This is a genomic window from Phyllobacterium pellucidum, assembly GCF_013327855.1.
Lineage (GTDB): Bacteria > Pseudomonadota > Alphaproteobacteria > Rhizobiales > Rhizobiaceae > Phyllobacterium > Phyllobacterium pellucidum.
Genome location: NZ_JABUMX010000001.1, coordinates 1,529,775 through 1,549,072 on the forward strand (window position 1 = coordinate 1,529,775; position 19,298 = coordinate 1,549,072).

General features: G+C 60.7%; 17 protein-coding genes. 10 read left to right on the forward strand and 7 right to left on the reverse strand.

Going from position 1 to position 19,298, the window contains the following annotated elements:
* Window positions 1–362: 362 nt before the first annotated feature.
* The 5 genes from HQ945_RS07475 to HQ945_RS07495 all read right to left on the reverse strand — a co-directional run bounded on the left by HQ945_RS07475 (window position 363) and on the right by HQ945_RS07495 (window position 4,699).
* Window positions 363–2,051 carry an arylsulfatase gene (locus tag HQ945_RS07475; protein ID WP_113281138.1) on the reverse strand — a complete coding sequence of 563 codons (1,689 nt, stop codon included), beginning with the start codon at window positions 2,049–2,051 and terminating at the stop codon, window positions 363–365.
* A 150-nt stretch (window positions 2,052–2,201) separates the two neighbouring features.
* On the reverse strand, window positions 2,202–2,390 hold the full coding sequence (locus HQ945_RS07480) for a hypothetical protein (RefSeq protein WP_113281137.1): 189 nt from the start codon (window positions 2,388–2,390) through the stop codon (window positions 2,202–2,204).
* A gap of 102 nt (window positions 2,391–2,492) precedes the next feature.
* The gene (locus HQ945_RS07485) at window positions 2,493–3,095 is read right to left on the reverse strand and encodes a DUF922 domain-containing protein (RefSeq protein WP_113281136.1); all 603 of its coding nucleotides are present in this window, start codon (window positions 3,093–3,095) and stop codon (window positions 2,493–2,495) included.
* 67 nt (window positions 3,096–3,162) lie between these two features.
* Window positions 3,163–3,678 carry a DUF992 domain-containing protein gene (locus HQ945_RS07490; RefSeq protein ID WP_113281135.1) on the reverse strand — a complete coding sequence of 172 codons (516 nt, stop codon included), beginning with the start codon at window positions 3,676–3,678 and terminating at the stop codon, window positions 3,163–3,165.
* A gap of 235 nt (window positions 3,679–3,913) precedes the next feature.
* Window positions 3,914–4,699, reverse strand: coding sequence for an LssY C-terminal domain-containing protein (locus HQ945_RS07495; RefSeq protein ID WP_091920425.1), 786 nt, complete (start codon window positions 4,697–4,699; stop codon window positions 3,914–3,916).
* A gap of 148 nt (window positions 4,700–4,847) precedes the next feature.
* On the opposite strand from HQ945_RS07495, the gene HQ945_RS07500 reads away from it, so the two are divergent.
* Complete coding sequence (locus HQ945_RS07500; RefSeq protein ID WP_027230719.1) at window positions 4,848–5,960, forward strand: calcium:cation antiporter; 1,113 nt, start codon at window positions 4,848–4,850, stop codon at window positions 5,958–5,960.
* Between the two features lie 10 nt (window positions 5,961–5,970).
* Entirely contained in the window at window positions 5,971–6,612 is a 642-nt protein-coding gene (locus tag HQ945_RS07505) for an alpha/beta hydrolase family protein (RefSeq protein ID WP_113281134.1), read from the forward strand.
* Window positions 6,613–6,618: 6 nt separating this feature from the next.
* On the opposite strand, the gene HQ945_RS07510 is transcribed toward HQ945_RS07505, so the two are convergent.
* On the reverse strand, window positions 6,619–7,398 hold the full coding sequence (locus HQ945_RS07510) for an SDR family NAD(P)-dependent oxidoreductase (protein ID WP_425500621.1): 780 nt from the start codon (window positions 7,396–7,398) through the stop codon (window positions 6,619–6,621).
* Window positions 7,399–7,464: 66 nt separating this feature from the next.
* Window positions 7,465–8,106 (reverse strand): TetR/AcrR family transcriptional regulator, encoded by a 642-nt coding sequence (locus tag HQ945_RS07515; RefSeq protein WP_207719703.1) that lies wholly within the window; start codon window positions 8,104–8,106, stop codon window positions 7,465–7,467.
* Window positions 8,107–8,334: 228 nt separating this feature from the next.
* Between HQ945_RS07515 and HQ945_RS07520 the strand changes: the two genes are divergently transcribed.
* Genes HQ945_RS07520 through HQ945_RS07555 form a run of 8 tightly spaced genes read left to right on the forward strand, consistent with a single transcriptional unit; the run spans window position 8,335 to window position 19,266 of the window.
* Window positions 8,335–10,434 (forward strand): oxidoreductase, encoded by a 2,100-nt coding sequence (locus tag HQ945_RS07520; RefSeq protein ID WP_113281131.1) that lies wholly within the window; start codon window positions 8,335–8,337, stop codon window positions 10,432–10,434.
* Window positions 10,435–10,440: 6 nt separating this feature from the next.
* Window positions 10,441–11,727, forward strand: coding sequence for an MFS transporter (locus HQ945_RS07525; protein WP_113281130.1), 1,287 nt, complete (start codon window positions 10,441–10,443; stop codon window positions 11,725–11,727).
* Window positions 11,724–13,742, forward strand: coding sequence for a CocE/NonD family hydrolase (locus HQ945_RS07530; protein WP_113281129.1), 2,019 nt, complete (start codon window positions 11,724–11,726; stop codon window positions 13,740–13,742). The genes HQ945_RS07525 and HQ945_RS07530 overlap by 4 nt, the downstream gene beginning before the upstream one ends.
* Before the next feature lie 55 nt (window positions 13,743–13,797).
* On the forward strand, window positions 13,798–14,742 hold the full coding sequence (locus HQ945_RS07535) for an ABC transporter permease (protein WP_113281128.1): 945 nt from the start codon (window positions 13,798–13,800) through the stop codon (window positions 14,740–14,742).
* Window position 14,743: 1 nt separating this feature from the next.
* Window positions 14,744–15,655, forward strand: coding sequence for an ABC transporter permease (locus HQ945_RS07540; RefSeq protein ID WP_091947074.1), 912 nt, complete (start codon window positions 14,744–14,746; stop codon window positions 15,653–15,655).
* Entirely contained in the window at window positions 15,652–16,650 is a 999-nt protein-coding gene (locus HQ945_RS07545; RefSeq protein WP_113281126.1) for an ABC transporter ATP-binding protein, read from the forward strand. Before HQ945_RS07540 ends, HQ945_RS07545 begins: the two co-directional genes overlap by 4 nt.
* Window positions 16,647–17,675 (forward strand): ABC transporter ATP-binding protein, encoded by a 1,029-nt coding sequence (locus tag HQ945_RS07550; RefSeq protein ID WP_162737218.1) that lies wholly within the window; start codon window positions 16,647–16,649, stop codon window positions 17,673–17,675. Before HQ945_RS07545 ends, HQ945_RS07550 begins: the two co-directional genes overlap by 4 nt.
* Before the next feature lie 31 nt (window positions 17,676–17,706).
* On the forward strand, window positions 17,707–19,266 hold the full coding sequence (locus HQ945_RS07555) for an ABC transporter substrate-binding protein (RefSeq protein ID WP_113281124.1): 1,560 nt from the start codon (window positions 17,707–17,709) through the stop codon (window positions 19,264–19,266).
* Window positions 19,267–19,298 lie beyond the last annotated feature (32 nt).

Consider the following 19,298-nt stretch of genomic DNA (forward strand, 5'->3'; position numbering starts at 1 on the left):
TAATAAACCAAATATTGTGGACGCGATTTCGATTTTACTTGTAAGGCGGTGCGGAACAAAAGTCTGATTGCTCAGTTTGAAATATGACATGCGCCGAATTCAAGAGCATAATCATAAAACATTCTGAAATGGCGCGCTTTTTTCAAGATTGTAAAAACAATGATGACTTATTCAGCCAATGTTTTCTCAACGAATATTCTGAGCTACGCATTCGGCGCAATGTTCTTGATCGTGCTCGTCTGGGCCTTTTTCATCGTCCGGCGGCGAATGCGAGGACGACCTTCCAACGACGAATAGGCTACTGCGTGCACAGGCAAACGGGCGGCCTTTTGAGCCGCCCGCTTCATACAATCCAGACCGGCCTAGTTGCCGGGCTTGTTCTTGATTGCGGCATCGATCTGCCGCTTGACAGCATCGAGGTTGAATGACGCCGGGTCCTGCATAGGCGGGTAGTCGACCGCCGTCAGCGCGAGTTTCCCGACCTCCTGCTGGACACTGACGAACCTCCAGAACTCGCGAGCGAAGAAGTCGTTCATATAACCGCCGCCGAGATCGTTGAGGCTCTGCTCGCCAATCGATGGTGTCCGCTCGAACGGGTCCTGGCGGATATTGACCATGGTCGGCATGTCGGTCGTAACCTTTGCACCGGGCCAACCTTGTGGCTGCTGGAAGAACTGGAACTTGAAATCATCGATGCGTACTGCACCGAGCTGGGGTCCGCCGAAATAGAAGAATTCGTGGCGTGCGGACGGGCCTTTGCCCAGCAAGAGGTCCATCTGATTGTAGCCGTCGAGATGGTTCTTAAAGGTGGTTTCACCCAGTTTCACACCCTTGAGCAACTGGTCGGTGATATCGGGGTTTCCCGCTGCCGCCACCAGCGTCGGGAACCAATCAAGCGCGGAATAGATGCCGTTTTCGACCGTCCCGGGCTTGACCTTCCCCGGCCAACGAATAATGGCCGGCGCCCGGAAGCCGCCTTCCATCACGGTGCCTTTCGTGCCTTTGAAAGGCGTCATGCCCCCATCAGGCCAGGTAAATACTTCAGCACCATTGTCAGTCGTAAAGAGGACGATGGTATTGTCTGCCTCGCCCGAATCCTGGATGCATTTCAGGATGGCGCCGACGCTGTCATCCAGCTGCGCCATCCCGGCTTCTTCGAGCCCATAGTTGGACGTGCTGTTCATGAGCGCCTGGTATTTTGGCGAAAGAAACGTCCAGACATGCATGCGCGTCGTGTTGTGCCAAACAAAGAACGGTTTGTTTTCCGTCTTGGCCTTGTCCATGAAGTCGCAGGAAGCCTTGACCAGCACTTCGTCAAACGTTCCCATGTCGTACTTCGCCTTAGGCGTTATGTCGTGCATGTTCGGTACATTGGACATGTCCGGGTAAGGCGCCAGTGGACCCTCGTCGACGATGCGCTGCTTGCCGACCTTGCCCCAACGCGGCTGTTCGGTCGCGTCATCGGTGTCCGTCGCAAAGCTGTGTACGAGATTACGGGGCCCGACCTTATCGCGGTATGACTGATCGTCGGGAAAGGAATACCAGTAGGGATCAGACATGGCATCAAGGTGATAAAGATAGCCGAAGAACTCATCGAAGCCATGCAGCGTCGGCAGGAACTTGTTCAGATCGCCGAGATGGTTCTTCCCGAATTGACCCGTTGCATAACCTTCCGTCTTGAGGGCGGCAGCAATGGTCGCGGCCTTGTCGGGCATCCCGACATCTGCCCCGGCCTGGCCAACCGTCGTCAGCCCGGTACGCAACGGTATTTCACCGGTAATGAAACTTGCCCGGCCGGCCGTGCAACTCGCTTCGGCGTAGTAGTCGGTGAACATCATGCCCTCGGACGCCAACTTGTCGAGGTTGGGCGTTTTTCCGGACATGATGCCCCGGTGATAGGCGCCGATATTGAACCAGCCGACATCGTCGCCCATGATGACGACAATATTGGGCTTGCTGTTTTGAGCGTGCGCCGTATTTGCGACCGGCGATAGAAACGTACCAGTCAATGCCACTGCCGCGGCAAAGTATTTGAGCCTACTTGAACCCATGACCGTAACCTCCGTTGGCGGCGGGCCCACGCTGCCGGGCAGAGGCTTTGGCTATGATGGGTCACGCGCACGGAAAGGTTACTGCAATAAGGAAGGCCAGACAGGTAACTTACGGTAGGCTACACCCGAAGCGCGCCCCCGCGTACCTTGTCACGGGTACTTTTTGATGCAGGCAGCAGCCTTCCCATTGCCGTTGACTGCCGGCAAGCAACGTCCCGCCAGCGTTGCCTGCGGTGCCCCATAGATCGATGATTGCGGCGTGATATAGGGCGGTTCGATCTTGTTTCCCATGCAGCCGACGAGCGCGAGCGCTGCAAGCGTCAAGGCAAAGGCTTTCATTCGTGTGTCCCCCGATCAAAACTGATCAGGCTCAGAATATCACGCCGGTAAAGTGCCGTCAGGGCATCCCTTTGGGCAGGGTGGAATGACGCGCCTCGCGTCTCAGGACCCGTTTACGAGTTGCAGGATGAGACGGTGAACATTGCCGCCCTCGCTCATTTCGTCCTTGTCGAAATCCCGGCTCTTCTGCCGCTGCGCCAGAGACAATGCGGAGAGACGACTGGTCATCTCGGACCTGATCTTCTGGCATTTGGGATCACCGGGCATGGACAGTCCGACCGTAGAAGCCTCGATTGCCTTGACCATCTCCTTGATCGTATCGCCATGGACCCTTTCATGGGTCTCGATGCCGCTTATAAAGGTTTCCCAACCGGCTCGAACCGATGGCGGCAGAGGTTCGGCAGGCTTGGGAAGCGTATAGGTGATGATCAGCTTCGGCTGCGCCGACACCAGCGTGCAGGCGGTGCCCTGATTTTGGTAGTTTCGCCGCCATGTCAGCTTGAAGTTAGTATGGGCGATGGTGCGGACCTTGCCACCCCCAAGTTGCGGACCGCGCTCTCCAATAGAGGCGTAGAGTTCGGCGCCCGACTTGCCCCTGATTGCATAGGTTTCGACCTGTTCGACCGCTTGCCAGTCAGCGTTGGCCGTTGCTGGAAGCACAATAAAGCACACGGCAACGAGCGCGCGCTGGACGATCCTGTTCACGTGAGCCCCCGCTCAATTCGATATCGATGGAAATGCCCCTTCCAGCGAGCGGAAGGGGCAACTGAAGTCAGTTCGCCGAAGCGAGGGTCATCGACGTTCCGGTTGCGGCCAAGTTCAACCCAATCTGCCCGGTCACGCTGATTGCCTGCAGGTGAATTGAACCTGCCGTGCCGCCAAAGAGCACATTGGTCCCGATGCCCGCACCGATCGTGGCCTCCGCTGTCGCGCCGCTGTAGACGCCAGCCAGCGAACCGCGGTGATAGCCGGCCGTTGGTGCGAACACCGCCCACAGCAGGCGGCTTTGTGTCGTGAACCCGACATCGACGCCGAGTTTCCTGATCGCACCGGAGTAGCGCTCCGAACGATCACCCGTCAGGCTGGAACGGAAAATGCAGTCGATCTCTTTCGCCGACCCTAAAAGATAGCCGACACCGCCGCCGATCGTGCAGTCGAGATAGCCGATCCTGACGCCGCCGCGCGCATCCGGGCTCTGGTAGCGCGCCATATCAGCGGCATTGGCGGAGCCCGCTCCAACGCCTGCCAGCAAAGCTCCAGTAAGCACCATTGCAAAGGTCTTTTTCATGATTTTCTCCTTAAGATTCGGCCTGCGGACCTTGGGTATTTGATCGTCGGCTACGGTTGGGGCAACGGTTTCCACGCAGAACGGTTCCAATTGGGACAATTGGAACGGATGATGTAACAGCATGTTTGGATGCGCAAATTTCAGACACTTGAGGGTACCTCCTCTATTGGGTCAATTTGAAGGCATCGCGTTGATAAGCTGCGCTAATTTAATTCGAAAAGCGCAACAACGCGCATCAAAAGCCGAGCATGTTCTTGACGCCGTGCCAGGCCTGGTCCTTCGCCTCGATAAAAGGCGGAGGCGGCAGCACCTGCGGCGGCGCGCTGCGCTTCTGCCCGTCCTTGACCAGGTCCAGCATGTGAATTTCACCGTCTGTGAAATATCGGCTTCCTTCGCCATTGCGCCCATTCAGCGTCGGGCCGACCCCGGAAACCTCGTAGATGGCGTTGACCATCCCCGCCTCACTGAGACTGCCCGCGAAAAAGTCCCGCTCCCGGTCGACATCGGGTGAAATGTCATGCGTCACCTGGCCCGTATATTCGCTGACGCCAACATGCGCATCATACGTCGCAGAACCCAGCCACACCGGGCGTCCTTCCTCGCCTGATTGCAGCACTTCCCACAGGCGGACATGGTGGCGATGGCGAGCGCTGTCACCTACGGGTTTTTCGTAGGCAAGGTCCTCATGGCGCCCATCGTAGAACAGCGGGCTTACGGGCGCGCTCTTATATGCCCGGTCGAAGACGACGCTGCCGATGATATCGATGCTCGAGCGCAGGGTGACCGGATCGGCAGGATACCATCCAGCAGCGTGCATGACGCGCACGACATCCTCGCGGCTGCCGATCAGGCCAACATTCAAGGGATCGCCAGGCATGCCGCCCGCCGTCATCGTCACCATGGCGCGACGTGCAAGACCGGGCTGGCGCTCGTAGTGGGTCCAGGCGGCTGGCAGAATCACATAGGCCAGCAGGAGGTAAACCGCGACCACGACTGCAACCCCGATGAGCAAGCGCTTCATGTTTCCCCCGCGCGATTCCCCTAATACGCAACTCGATCTTCGCACGGCTTGGCAAAATACGAAATGCAATCTCTGGATGCAGGTCGGGCTAGGCCTGTTCCGGGAGGAGTGGTAGGAATAGCGTGCACTCGCTTGACCCGGATCGTTCATGGCCCCACGACCCATTTCAATCCATCGCTATCTTATCCCGATTGCCTGCCTTGCCCTTGCGGTCGGCATTCAAGTGGCGAAGGTGCCGGTAGGCGCCGGGCGTCACGGCATCGGCATTGTCGTTTCCGCGCTTGCAATCGCCTTGCTCCTCGCCACCGTGTTTGTCGTCCTGCAGCATGCGGAAGGCCTGGCGCTACGCCTCGGCCAACCTTACGGCACATTGCTCCTCACCTTTGCCGTTACCACTGTGGAAGTTTCGATCATCCTCGCCATGATGCTGCATGGGGAAAATAACCCGACGCTGGCGCGGGAATCGGTGTTCTCGACGGTCATGATCGTTTGTGCCGGCGTCGTGGGTCTTTGCCTTACGCTTGGCAGTATGCAGCACCGCCAGCAGGAGATGAAACGGCAAGGCACGAGCGCGATTCTTTCCGTGCTTACGGCGCTTGCCGTCCTGACGTTGATCCTGCCGAATTTCACCCTGCATGACGCACCAGGCACATTTTCGCGTTTGCAGCTCACCTTCGTGAGCATTTGCTCTGCCTTGCTCTACGGAAGCTTCGTCTTCGCGCAGACGGTTCGGCACCGCGATGATTTCGTCGATGACATCGGTGACGCCGAAGGCACACATGCCGGGCACGCACATCCCGGCGAAGGTTCGTGGATCAACGCCGTCCTTTTGATGATCGGGCTTTTCGGAATTGTCCTCCTCGCCGAACGGGTGGCAATCGGCGTCGAGAACGGTCTCGATGCGATCGGAGTCCAACAAGCTGACGCCATAGTCGGCGCGCTCATTGCAACGCTTGTCCTCTTGCCCGAGGCCCTGTCGGCAATCCGCGCCGCCATGAACAACGAATTGCAGCGCAGTCTCAACATTGCGCTCGGATCGGCGCTCGCGACGATCGGCCTGACAATCCCGTCCATCGGCATTGCCAGCGTCATTACCGGCCGCGAACTGACGCTGGGCTTGCCCGGGGGCGACGCGGTGTTGCTTGCCCTTATTCTCGGCATCAGCATCCACAGTTTCGGGACCGGACGAACCAACGTGTTGACGGGTCTCGTTCATCTCGTTGTATTCGTCGCCTTCATCCTTCTCGTCACCACCAAATAGGCAGACTGAAATGCAGGACAGGTTCCTCTTCGACGGCAGTGACGATGCGCCTGTCACCATTCTGCTTGCACATGGCGCCGGCGCGCCGATGGACTCAGCCTCGATGACCGCAACGGCCAATGCTCTCGCCGAAGCGGGCTTTCGGGTGGCGCGGTTCGAGTTTGCCTATATGGCGGCCCGACGCACCTCGGCAGGACGCAAGCCGCCACCGCGTGCCGAGACGCTCAAACCCGAGTATGTCGATGCCATCGCCGCGCTCGGCAAACCGCAGCGCCTGATTATCGGCGGTAAATCGATGGGCGGCAGGGTTGCCAGCATGATCGCCGATGAACTCCATGCTGCTGGCGCGATCAGCGGATTGCTCTGCCTCGGCTATCCATTCCACCCGCCGGCCAAACCGCACCAATTGCGTACGAAGCATCTTGCAGGATTGATGACGCCGACCTTGATCTGCCAGGGAACGCGCGACGAATTCGGCACCAGGGAGGAGGTCGCGGGCTACGACCTTTCCGACAAAATCGAAATCCTCTGGCTTGAAGATGGCGACCACGATCTCAAGCCGCGCAAGAGCATATCCGGCTTTTCGGCCGCCGATCACCTGAAGACCTTGGCCGCCGCAGTGGCGGGCTGGGCGGAGAGCCTGAAACGTTAGGTCGTTTCAGGCAATTGACCAGCCCCCGTCGATGAGCAGGTTCAACCCTGTGATCATCGATGCGGCCGGTGATGCCAGGAAAACGACCGCGCCCACCACATCGCGGGTTTCGCCGATCCGTCCGAGTGGGATGTGGGCGAGCGTCTGGTCATGGAAATCCTTGTCGGCAAGCGCGGGCCTGGTCCCGTCTGTCCAGATGAAGGTGGGTGCGACCGTGTTGACGGTTATCCCATAGGGCGCCCATTCAGCGGCAAGGCACCGGCTCAGATGGTTGATCGCGGCCTTGCTCATGCAATAGATCGCCTCGCCGCGCAGCGTAACGGTTCCCGCCTGCGAACTGATGCTGATGATGCGGCCTGCCTTGCGGTCGATCATGTGCCGGGCAACAGTCTGGGTCATCAAGAACGTGCCCTTGATATTGACCTGCAGAATCTCGTCGACCGCCGCTTCCGAGACGCGTTCGGCAAGATCGCCCGGCGCAACGCCGACATTGTTGACGAGCACATCGATGCGCCCGAATTGGTTCAGAGCGGCCTCGACAGCGCTTTCTATGTCCGCGCGCTGCGAAATATCGAGTCGTACCGGCAGGACCTTGCGTCCCATGGCTTCGATTTCAGCGATCAGATCGGATGAACCCGAAATGTCGCGCAAGCCGAGGACTATGTCGGAGCCAGCGGCAGCACAGGCAAGTGCGCAGGCTTTGCCTATGCCGCGCGATGCGCCGGTGACCAGCGTTACCTTGCCGTCCAGACTGAAGTTGGGTGCATGTTCGCTCGGCTGTGCCACGATTTATCCTCCTCGTTCTCCCAAGGCAGACCATAGCATGGAGGTGTGAAATCGGCCTAGAGACGGTCAGGCGAAGGCGCCGAGCCGCAATCCCTCGATCCAGTTCTTGCCGATCCTGATGCCTTCCTCGGGCTGGAATGCTTCAGGATTCAAGCACCAAGCGAGCCAGAGGCCGTCCATCAGCGCCGTGAAGCCAATCGCGGCAAGACGCGGACTGGCTATCGCGCAGCCCTCCGCCTCGGCATAGTCCGTTATCAGTTTCTCCACCGTGACGACATAGGCGGTATATTCGCCCTTCTGCGAGGCGCTCATGCGCGGCGAGTGCAGGATCAGGCCCCAGAAAACGACCCAAACGCCGAGCACGTCGCGATCGAACAGCGCCGGCGAGAATGAGTTCTCGACAAAGGCCTCCAGCCTCGCCTTGGGCTCGGGCAAAGCGCTGTCAACGGCCGTCATGACCGTATCGAGCATGCCATCGGACATCATGTCGAAGGCATGGGCCACCAATTCGTTTATCTCGCCGAAATGATGTGTGATCAGCCCTTGCGTGACGCCGGCCTCCATGGCGATCTGCCGCGCCGATACCCCGGCATTTCCATGCCGGACGATGCAGCGCAGAGCCGCCTCGGCCAATTGCCGGCGGCGATCCTCCGGAGCTTCACGGCGGAACCCGGCCCGCATTCTCACACCTGATTTGGACTTGGCCAAGATCATTTTCCCGTTGCTTAATCACATCGAGGAATCAGGGGCGAAGAGGCGAAAATCTTAGCCAACCGACTCACTTTGTTCACGCTTATTATCAAAATAACATAACTGATTCAAATACTAATAGAGAAATTATACGATCATATAATTTCTCTTGCGAAACACGCAATTCCTGCATATCCTTTTTCCAACGATCCGCCCCGGATGCGGACAATGGGAACGAGGTTTGGCATGAAGCGGGATCCCCGATACGACGTCCTATTTGAGCCGGTGAAGATCGGGCCGGTCACCGCGCCCAACCGTTTCTACCAGGTGCCGCATGCCAGTGGCATGACCAATGCGCTGCCCCGCGTTCGCGCTGCATTTCGTGAAACCAAGGCCGAGGGCGGCTGGGGTGTCATATGCACGGGCGCATGCTCCACCGATCCGAGTTCCGACGATTCTCCGCTTCCCTTCGCCACCATGTGGGACACGAATGATATCCGCGCCCACGCGATGATGACGGAGGCTGTCCACCGCCACGGCTCTCTCGCCGGTGTCGAACTCTGGCATGGCGGTGCCTCGGTGATGAACCGCACCAGCCGCATTCCGCCCCTATCGCCCTCCGGCATTCCGTGGATGGCGACGCATGTGGGTTTCATGGGCAATGCGCGGCCGAAGACGATGGATAAGTCGGACATTCGCGATGTCCTGCGTTGGCAGGCCGAAGGCGCGCGGAAGTCGCGCACCGCCGGCTTCGACATCGTCTATGTCTATGCCGGCATGGGCTATCTCGGTTATGAATTCCTGCTGCCCGAATATAATCATCGCACCGACGAATATGGCGGTACGCTTGAAAACCGTGTGCGCTTCGTCCGCGAGCTTCTGGACGTGACGCGCGATGCCGTTGGCAAGGATTGCGGCGTTGCTCTGCGCATCAGCCTTGAAGAGCTGCGGGGCCGTCCGGGCACACACCAGCCCTCCGAGGCGCACGAGGTGATCGAACTCCTCGCCGACTACGCCGATCTCTTCGACGTCAAGATGGATTCGAGCCCGACTGACTGCTCCGCATCCCGTTTCACCGGCGAAGGCAGCCACGAACCGGTGATCGATTTCGTCAAGTCGCTGACCAAGAAGCCTGTCGTCGGGGTAGGACGCTTTACGTCGCCCGATACGATGGTCTCGCAGATTCGGCGCGGCGTCCTCGACCTCATCGGCGGGGCACGGCCATCGATCGCCGATCCCTTCCTGCCGGTGAAGATCAAGGAAGGCCGCCACGACGAGATCCGCGAATGCATCGGCTGCAATATCTGCATTTCGAGCTGGCATGACGGCGTACCGGTGCGCTGTACCCAGAACCCGACAGCGGGCGAGGAGTGGCGGCGCGGCTGGCATCCCGAACGGGTGGACGCAGCCAAGAAGCCGGGAAAGGTATTGATCGTCGGCGGGGGGCCTGCCGGCCTTGAATGTGCGCTCACCCTCGGCCGTCGCGGCCACGAGGTGACGCTCGCCGACAAGGGCACCAGCTTCGGTGGCCGGCTCACATTCGAAACACGGCTTCCGGGCCTCTCCACCTGGAACCGCGTCGCAGAATACCGGCTCGGCCGTCTCAACGAAATGACCAACGTGTCGATGTATCTCGAGAGCGATATTGGCGTCGACGAAATCATCGATCTCGCGCCTGATCACGTCGTTCTGGCAACCGGCGCGCGCTGGACCCGCATGCTCTACTCATCCATGGAAATACCCGTCGGTGAGCTCGATCATCCGCGCGTCTATACACCCGATGACATCGCGGCGGGGCGCCTGCCGGAAGGGCCGACGCTGGTCTTTGATTTCGACAGTTACTACATGGGCGGTGTTCTCACCGAGTACCTTGCCCAGCAGGGCAATGAGGTCACCTATGTGACGCCCGCCGGCCAGGCATCGGCGTGGACGATAATGACCAACGAATTGCCATTGGTGCATCGGGCGCTGGCGCGGCGCAATGTCCGGGTCACGACGCTGCACATGCTCACCGCCTTCGACGGTGCGATGGCAACGCTTACCCACCTCTTCACCGGCGAAACGTTTCGCATCAAATGCCGGTCGGTCCTTGTCGTCGGTCTGCGCATGCCGCGCAAAGAACTCTTCGAGGCCCTGACCGCGCGCAGCGAAGACGTTTCGGCGGCAGGTATCAAAAGCATTCGCCGCATCGGCGACGGCCTTGCGCCCGGCGCTATCGCGCATGCGGTCCATAGCGGCCATACCTGCGCCCAAGAACTTGGTGGCAAGCAATACGCTCCATATCGGCGCGATACGCCGATCGTCGATGCCGAGCCCGAATTCAAATCACGCGCAGCGGCGGAATAGGCGGCCATGAGCGAGCGTCCCGCCCTTTCCCCCTGGTCGATCGCTTCGCCGCTTGCCGGCGGGGCGCTGCATGCCGCGGGGTCAGGGTTGTTCCACACGTTGCTGCCGTTGCGCCTGATCGAGAACGGCTACGGCGCCGACGCTGTCGGTCTCGTGGTCATGGCCGAGGGTGCCGGCTTTCTCATCGGCTGCATCGGCTCGGTGCGGCTCATTCGCTCGGTCGGCGAGGTCCGCGCCTATGCCGCGCTCTCCGCTTCATCCTCCGTACTTGTGCTTGCCCTGGGAGCCGGGCCGGAACTCGCCGTGATGATGGCAATACAGGCGGTCGTCGGCTTCGCCAATGCCGGCCAGTCGGTCGTGATCGAAAGCTGGCTCAATGCGATGGTGCCCAATGAGGGCCGCGGCCGTGCGCTCACCCTCTATGTGCTGGTGCTCGGTCTCTTCTACGGTCTCGGTCAGTTGCTTGCCCGCGATATCGCGCCTGCCGGCAATGCCATGTTGATGATTACCGCGGCATTCTATGCCCTGGCGCTGGTCCCGGTAACGGCGATATGGGTCGGGGAGCCGCAACTCCATGCCCCGTTGGGCATCGATCTCCTCGGCGCCTTTCGCACCTCGCCGCTCGGAGCCCTCGCCTGCCTGCTGACCGGTCTCGTATCATCGACCTTCTCGAGCATCGGCCCGCTCTACGGGCTGGAACTCGGCTTCAGCCAGGACAGGATCGTCATCCTGATGGCGGCCGTCGCCCTTGGCGCTCTCTTTCTCCAGTTCCCCCTCGGCTACCTTTCCGACCGGCTCGACCGGCGCGGCATGATGTTGTGGCTTGCGCTCATCCTCGCCGGCGTCTGCGGTATGTTCCTGCTCGTCGACAGCAACACGCCGCTTTGGGCCTTCCTCATCCTGTTCTCGGTTTTCGGCGGCATTTCGGAAATATTTTACCCTCTCGGCGTGGCGCACGCCAATGACCGCGCTTCGTCGTCGCAATTCGTTACGCTCTCATCGAACCTTCTGCTGATCTGGGCCTTTGGTGGCACCATCGGGCCGGCCATCGCCGCGACCGGCGTCGAACATCTCGGCGCGCATTCCTTCTTCTGGTACGGGATTGGACTCTCGCTCACTTTCGCATCCTTCGCCCTCTGGCGGCAGTTCCGCCAGCCAATCGTCGGCACGCGCGATGAGTTCGTCACCTATCCCCAGACATCGCCGGCGGTCTACGAGTGGGTGCCGCGCAAGGAGATCGGGTCCCCTGCCGAAACGGATACCCCAGAATCCAGCGAGACATCAAAACCATGACGCGCGTTATCGAGACATTCCCGCACAAGGTGCGCTGCATCGACCCTGTCTTCATACCGATGCCGGACGGAACGCGGCTCGCAGCGACGATCTGGCTGCCCGAGGACGCCGAGACGAACAAGGTTCCGGCAATCCTCGAACTCATTCCCTACCGTCGTCGCGACGGCACGGTGTTTCGCGACCTCAAGATGCATCCCTATCTTGCCGGCCACGGCTTTGCCTGCTGCAGGGTCGATATTCGCGGGTCCGGCGATTCGGAAGGGCTGCTTGCCGACGAATACACCGAACAGGAGTTTGACGACGCCTGTGCGATCATCGATTGGCTGGCACATCAATCCTGGTCAACCGGCGCGGTAGGCATGACCGGCATTTCGTGGGGCGGGTTCAACGCGCTGCAGGTGGCTGCACGCCGCCCCCCGGCGCTGAAAGCGATCATCGCGCTCTGTTGTTCCGACGACCGCTTTGCCGACGATGTGCACTATTTCGGCGGCTGTCTTTTGACCGAGGACGCCATGTGGTCCTCGTTTATCCTCGGACTGGGCGCATTGCCGCCGGACCCGCAGATCGTCGGTGATCGCTGGCGCGAGATGTGGCAGGGACGACTCGACGCAACCACATGCTGGTCGTCCGAGTGGATGCGGCATCAGCGCCGCGACGCCTATTGGAAGCGCGGCTCGGTCTGCGAGGATTTTTCCGCCATCGACATCCCGGTCTATGCAATCAGCGGTTGGGACGACACGTATTCGAATGCGGTGCCACGGCTGCTTGAAGGTGTTAGCGCGCCGTGCAAGGGACTGGTGGGTCCATGGACGCACGCCTATCCGTTCCTCGGCGAACCAGGCCCTGCCATCAACTATCTGCAGGAAGCAATACGCTGGTGGCGCCATTGGCTCGAAGGCATCGACACCGGCATCATGGACGAGCCGAAATACACGGCATGGATCAACGACCCGCACGCGCCGGCGCCATTTTACGAGGAACACCCCGGACATTTCGTTGCCGAGCCGTCGTGGCCCTCGCCAAACATCAGGGAAAACCGCCTCTATCTCAATCGCGGCGCCCTCGAGGAGGTTGCCGAGGTCGGGACGAGCATGATCCTGCGCTCGCCGGTGACCGCCGGTCGGGATTGCGGACGCTATGGCGGCTACGGCGGCATCGTCCCGGATCTTGCCGTCGACCAGCGGCGCGAGGACGGGATTGGACTACAGTTCGAGACCGCGCCGTTGATGCAGGATATCGATCTCCTCGGCGCGCCAAGCGTTTCACTCGTTCTGACTTCCGACGCGCCGCAAGGCTTTGTCGTGGCACGGCTTTGCGATGTCGCCCCCGACGGAGCATCGACCCTTGTCACCTGGGGCGTTCTGAACCTCGCGCACCGCAACGGACATGAGCATCCGCAAGCGGTTGTTCCGGGCGAGCCGCTAACGGTGAGGCTCGAACTCAATCATGTCGGCCGTCGCTTTGCCGCGGGCAGCCGCATTCGCCTCATTCTATCCAACCAGCACTGGCCGATCCTGTGGCCATCGCCGACGATGCCGACATTTACCATCGACGCCGGCATCTCGACGCTCAGCCTGCCTTTGCGTCATGCGCCGGCAAACGATGTGCATCCGACCTTTGCGCCGGCAGAGATTGCGACGCCGGTGCAGATGATCGAACTCAGCAGCGAAGCGCATCGCCGCGACATTGCCATCGATGTCGGCGCACGCAGGGAAACGATCACGCTGACAAGCGACTTCGGTAGCCAGCAATTGACCGACCGCGCCATTGTCACATCGGCCTGTGTTGTCGACAGGATGGAAATCGTGGACGGCGATCCACTCTCGGCACGGCTCGATACCGGCTGGGTCCTTGGTTTCAAAAGCAGCGATGCCGATACGGAAACACGCTCCTCGGTGACGCTTACGGCGGATGCCGAACGCTTCCGCCTGCAGTGGCGGCTCGAAGCCTATGAGCGCAACGAGCTGATTTTTGAACGGGAGGGGGACGAATGGATCGACCGCGATCACCTGTAGCTTCCTATCCCGTAGGGCGCGTTTCCAGATCCGCGCCTTGGCGGAGGGTCCGCCGGTGACGAGCTTCATCATGCGTCGCATTGGCCTTGCCGCCATCATCCTGCTGATCGTGGCAATACTTCTGTTTTCGATGATGCACCTTATTCCCGGCGATCCAACCGTGGTCGCGCTCGGGCCCCGCTCGACACCGGAAATGCGCGAGGCTTTTCGCGAGATGATGGGTCTCGACCAGCCCATCCTCAAACAGCTCGCACTCTTCCTCGGCCGGCTCGCGGAAGGCAATCTCGGTGAAGACGTCTGGAGCAAGCGGCCGGTGCTGACCATGATCTTCGAGGTCCTGCCCTATACGGCGACACTTGCCGTGGCGAGCTTCCTGTGGGCGGTAACGCTCGGCATATTGCTCGGCTGCTTCGCCGTCGTCCATCACGGCAAATGGCCGGACTGGCTGATCGGCATCCTTTCCGTCGGTTTCGTCGCCGTTCCCTCCTTCGTCGTCGCGCTCTATTCGCTGCTGATCTTCGCCGTCAGCCTCAACTGGCTCCCGGCAATCGGCGCCGGCACGCCTGGCGATTTCATAAGCCAATTGAAGGCGCTCGTCCTGCCCTCCTTCGCCATAGGCCTCGGCTGGGTTGGCTACGTTGCGCGGCTGGTGCGCGCTGCGATGATCGAAGCCATGGGCGAAAACTATACCCGCACGCTGCGTTCGTTCGGCGTTTCCGAACGCCGGATCATTTTCCGCTACGCCTTGCGGCAAGCGCTGATTGCCGTGCTTTCGGTTATCGCGATCGGATTTGGCGGCCTGCTGACAGGCTCCGTATTTGCCGAGATCGTCTTTTCGAGGCCCGGGCTCGGCAAGATGACCTATGACGCGGTGATGTCGCGCAATTATCCGCTGGTCATGGGCACCGTACTCGTGACCTCCGGCCTTTACGTCACCTGCATGATCATTGCCGACGTCGTTACTGCCTGGATCGACCCTCGCGTCAGGAGCGCGCTCTGACATGGCGGTCATCGGCATAGATACGAACCCTCTCCAATCGCAAACCAGAGAGCCCGGCTGGCTGCGCCGATCGGGCCGCGTTGTCTCGGACATTTTCCACACGCCGCTTGGCGGCATCGGTATCACCCTCGTCGTCCTGATCCTTGTCGTCGCGGTCTTTGCCCAGTGGATCGCGCCCTATAATCCGACTGCAATCAGCGTCAAGGAACGCCTCGCCGGTCCGTCCTTCACCCACCTTCTCGGCACCGATCAATTGGGACGCGACCTCTTCTCACGGGTTATCGTCGGCACGCAAACGGCGATGATGGTTGCGATATCGGCGCTTTCCATCGCCCTTGTCGCCGCGTTGCCGCTCGGGCTCATCGCCGGCTATGGACCACGCTGGCTCGACGCCGCGCTGATCCTCGTCTTCGACAGTCTGAGTTCGCTGCCGATGATCATGCTCGGGCTTGCCATCGTCGTTCTTCTCGGGCCCGGCATCCCGACCGTCATCCTCGTAATCGTACTATATTCCGTTCCGAGCTATGCGCGCCTCGTGCGCACGCAGACGCTGAGCCTCAAGTCGCGCGATTTCATCAAGGCGGAGCAGGCCATGAATGCCTCGACGCCGCGCATCCTGTTCAATCATCTCCTGCCGAATGTCATCGGGCCGCTGCTCATTCTCGCTTGCCTCGATATTTCCACTGTCATCACGCTGGAGGCAGGGCTCTCGTTCCTCGGTCTTGGCGTCAAGCCGCAGGTGCCAAGCTGGGGCAACATCCTGAGCGATGGGTTCTCGGTCATACGCTCGACCGCGCTCCCGGTCATTGCCGGCGGCGCACCGCTTATCCTCGCGACGATCGGCTTCACCTTCTTTGGCGAGGCGCTGCGCGATGCGCTTGATCCGAAGCTTGCCCGGGAGCGCAAGCCATGACCCCTGGCCCTGCAACCGCAACGCCCGTCAACCCGGCGCCCGTGCTCGAGCTTGCCGATGTCTCAATCAGCTACAGCGGCATCGTACCTGCCGTCGTCGGCGTCGATCTCATGGTCATGCCCGGTGAAATCGTCGGCATCATCGGCGAAAGCGGCTCTGGCAAGTCGACGCTGGCGCATTCGGTCCTTGGCCTCCTGCCAGACTCCGCCCAGATCTCCGGTAAGACACTTTCATTGAACGGCATCGACATGCTCGGCGCGTCGGAACAAGCCATGCGCCAGTTGCGCGGCCCGGCGGCGGCGATGATATTCCAGAATCCGATGACGACCTTCAGCCCCATGCATAAACTCGGTCGCCAGCTCATGGATCTGCTCTGGCGCGAGCGCGGCCTTTCAAATAAGGAAAAACGCCAGAAGATTTTGAAGGCCTTGCAGGATGTCGGCCTTCCTGACCCGGCCGCGCGGCTTGAAGCCTATCCGTTCCAGCTCTCCGGCGGCATGCTCCAGCGTGTTGCGATTGCCGCGGCGTTGCTCATGCGCCCTTCGCTGCTTGTTGCCGATGAGCCGACCACCGCCCTCGACGTGACCATGGAAGCCCAAATCCTGCATCTCATGCACGAGATTCGCCGCAACGCCGGCGTTTCCATCCTGATGATTTCGCATCATCTCGGCGTCATTGCCGAAATCTGCGACCGCGTCGCGGTAATGTATGCCGGACGCATCGTCGAAGAGGGTCCGGTCGATGTCATTTTCGCCGATCCGCGCCATCCGTACACGAAGGCGCTGTTTGCCTGCGAGCCGGCGCTCATTGAAACTGGGGCGACGCGGCTTCCGGTAATCGGTGGCGAAGTGCCCCGCCCCGTTCGGATCGGGTGTGGTTTTGCGGGGCGCTGCCCGCAGGTGCTCGAATGCTGTTGCAACGCGACGCCTCCATGGGTCGCTGTCGGCGCCGGCAACGTCTCCCACTTCTCACGCTGCCATCGGAGTGCGCCATGATGCGGGAGACGGCACTGATCGAGGCCAACAATCTTTCGGTCGCGGTGCCGCGATCATCGCGCTGGTTCCCCTCGAGAAAGCCGGACCTCGACATTCTGGTCGACGTTTCGGTTGCGGTAAAACCCGGTGAGATCGTTTGCATGGTTGGCGAGAGCGGCTCGGGCAAGACGACTTTCGGCCGGGCGTTGCTCGGTCTCGTGCGTCCCTCGGCGGGACAGATTGTCTTCGACGGCACACCTCTGCCGGATTTCTCGCCGCCAAGTTTCAAGCGCATCCGGCGCGAGGCTTCACTCTTGTTCCAAGACCCCGTGACCTCGTTCGATCCGCGCCAGCGCATCGCGTCGATCCTCGCGGAACCACGCCGCATCGCCCGCAGCGGAAGCGTGGCGCGATCGGAGATTGAGGAGCTGGCGCGCAAGGCCGGGCTTGTGAGCCCGCTTCTATCGAAATTTCCGCATGCACTGAGCGGCGGCCAGGCAAGGCGCGCGGCGGTGGCACGGGCCCTTTCGGTCGTGCCGCGACTGATCGTTGCCGATGAGCCCACGGCCGGGCTCGACGTTTCGGTTCAGGGCGGCGTCCTCAACCTCTTCCTCGACATTCGCGAAGAATTTCGCACGTCATTTCTTATCATCACGCACAACCTTTCCATCGCCCGCCACGTCTCGGACCGCATCGTCATTCTCTATCTCGGCCGCGTGCTCGAAAGCGGGCCGGCCCGCGAGATCTTTCGCGCGCCGCGCCATCCCTATACCCGCGCACTGCTCGACTCCGAGCCGATACCCAACCCGGCGAAGCGGCGCGAAGCGCCCCCGGTGATCGGCGAGGTGCCTGGTCTCGCGGCACGTCCAAGCGGCTGCGAATTTCACACCCGCTGTGCCTTCGCGCAGGATCGCTGCCGCCATGAACGGCCGCTCCAGACGGCAATATCGGCAGAGCACGAAGTGGCTTGCCACTATCCGCTGACGCCGCGGCTGACCGTCGTCGGTCCGCCGCCACAACGCCTGCCGAAGACCGCAAACAGATAAAATCAAGCATAACAAAAGAGGGATCAGAACAATGCATGCAATTTCGCTCAATCGCAGACACTTCCTTCTCGGCGCCGCGGCGGGCATGTCCGCCCTCGCCATGCGGCCGGGTCTTTCCTATGCCGTGGAGGGTGACACGCTCGTCGTACGCGGCGCCTCGGACATCGAAGTTCTTGACCCGGCGTTCCAGAACGGGCTGCTTGAGGAGGAGATCGGCCGTTGCCTCTTCGTCTCGCTCAACCGCCTTGATGATGTGCGCTCGGGCGCGGCGAACTGGACGCTTTATGGCGCAAGCGAACTCAACCAGAAGTCCCCGACCGAGATCGAGTTCAAGCTCAACGACTGGCTGGAATGGACCGGCGATTTCGGTCCGGTGACGGCGGAAGACGTCAAGTTCTCGTTCGAGCGTGTCGCCAACCCTGAAAACAAATCCGCCTGGGCCTACGCCTTCGATGCGCTGGACAAGGTGGAGGTGACAGGCGAGCGGTCCGGCATCATCCACCTGAAAGCGCCGTCAGCGCCGTTCTTCGTTACGACATTGCCCTATTACATGGGCCATATCGTCTGCAAGAAGGCTGTCGAGGCGGCAGGCGGCAAGTTCACCACCGAAGCTCCTGCCACCGCCGGTCCTTACATCATCGAGAAATGGGTACCGAAACAGAATATCACGCTCGCGCCCAACCCGAAGTGGAAAGGGCCTGCTCCGACATTCCCGAAGGTGCGCTTCGAGATCGTGACGGACGACGACTCTGCCGCCCTCGCCTATGAATCGAAGTCGCTGCAATACACGAAGATCAGCCTCAATACGCTCGCCAACTATCGCGAAAAGCTTCCGGCCGATACGGAACTCATCGAGATGAACGGCAACCGCTTCGTCTGGCTCGCGATCAATCTCGGCAACCCGAAGTTTGCCGACGAAAAGGTTCGGCGCGCCCTGCAATATGCCCTCGACGTCAACCAGATCATGGATGGTTCCTATTCCGGGCTGGCGGCCCCGGCGACGGGTGTCGTGCCGCCTTCGATGATAGGCCATCGGGAGGCGATACTCTTCCCGGCCGACGCCGCCAAGGCGCAGGCGCTGCTCGAAGAAGCCGGCGTTTCTGACCTGAAGATCGAGCTCGCGGCGCAAAACGACAAGACCAGCCAGCTGACGTGCCAGATTATCCAGGCGGTGTTCGGTGCCGTGGGCGTTACCGTCGACATCAAGACCTATGATGACGGCGTCTACTGGACACTCGGCGACAAGAGTTCGGGCGATACCTACAAGACGCTCGAGATGGTGCTGATGAGTTTTGCCGGCGGCGTCGATCCATCCGAGAACCTGACCTGGTTCCGCCCGTCGCAGATCGGCGTGTACAACTGGTCGCAGTTCGACAGCCCGGAGTTCGAACAGCTTTACCTCGACGGCATGAAAGAAACCGACAAGGACAAGCGCTCCGTCATCTACAAGAAGATGCAGGCCATCATGGAGCAATCCGGCGGCTTCATTTTTCTCACGCACGAGACGTTTGCTGCGGTCGTGCGCAAGGGGTTGAAGCCCTGCATCATGGCTGACGGCTATCTCGATGTAACGCGGTTCGGCAAGAGCTGATCCCCCAGGGTTCGGGGCAACCCGGCATGAAA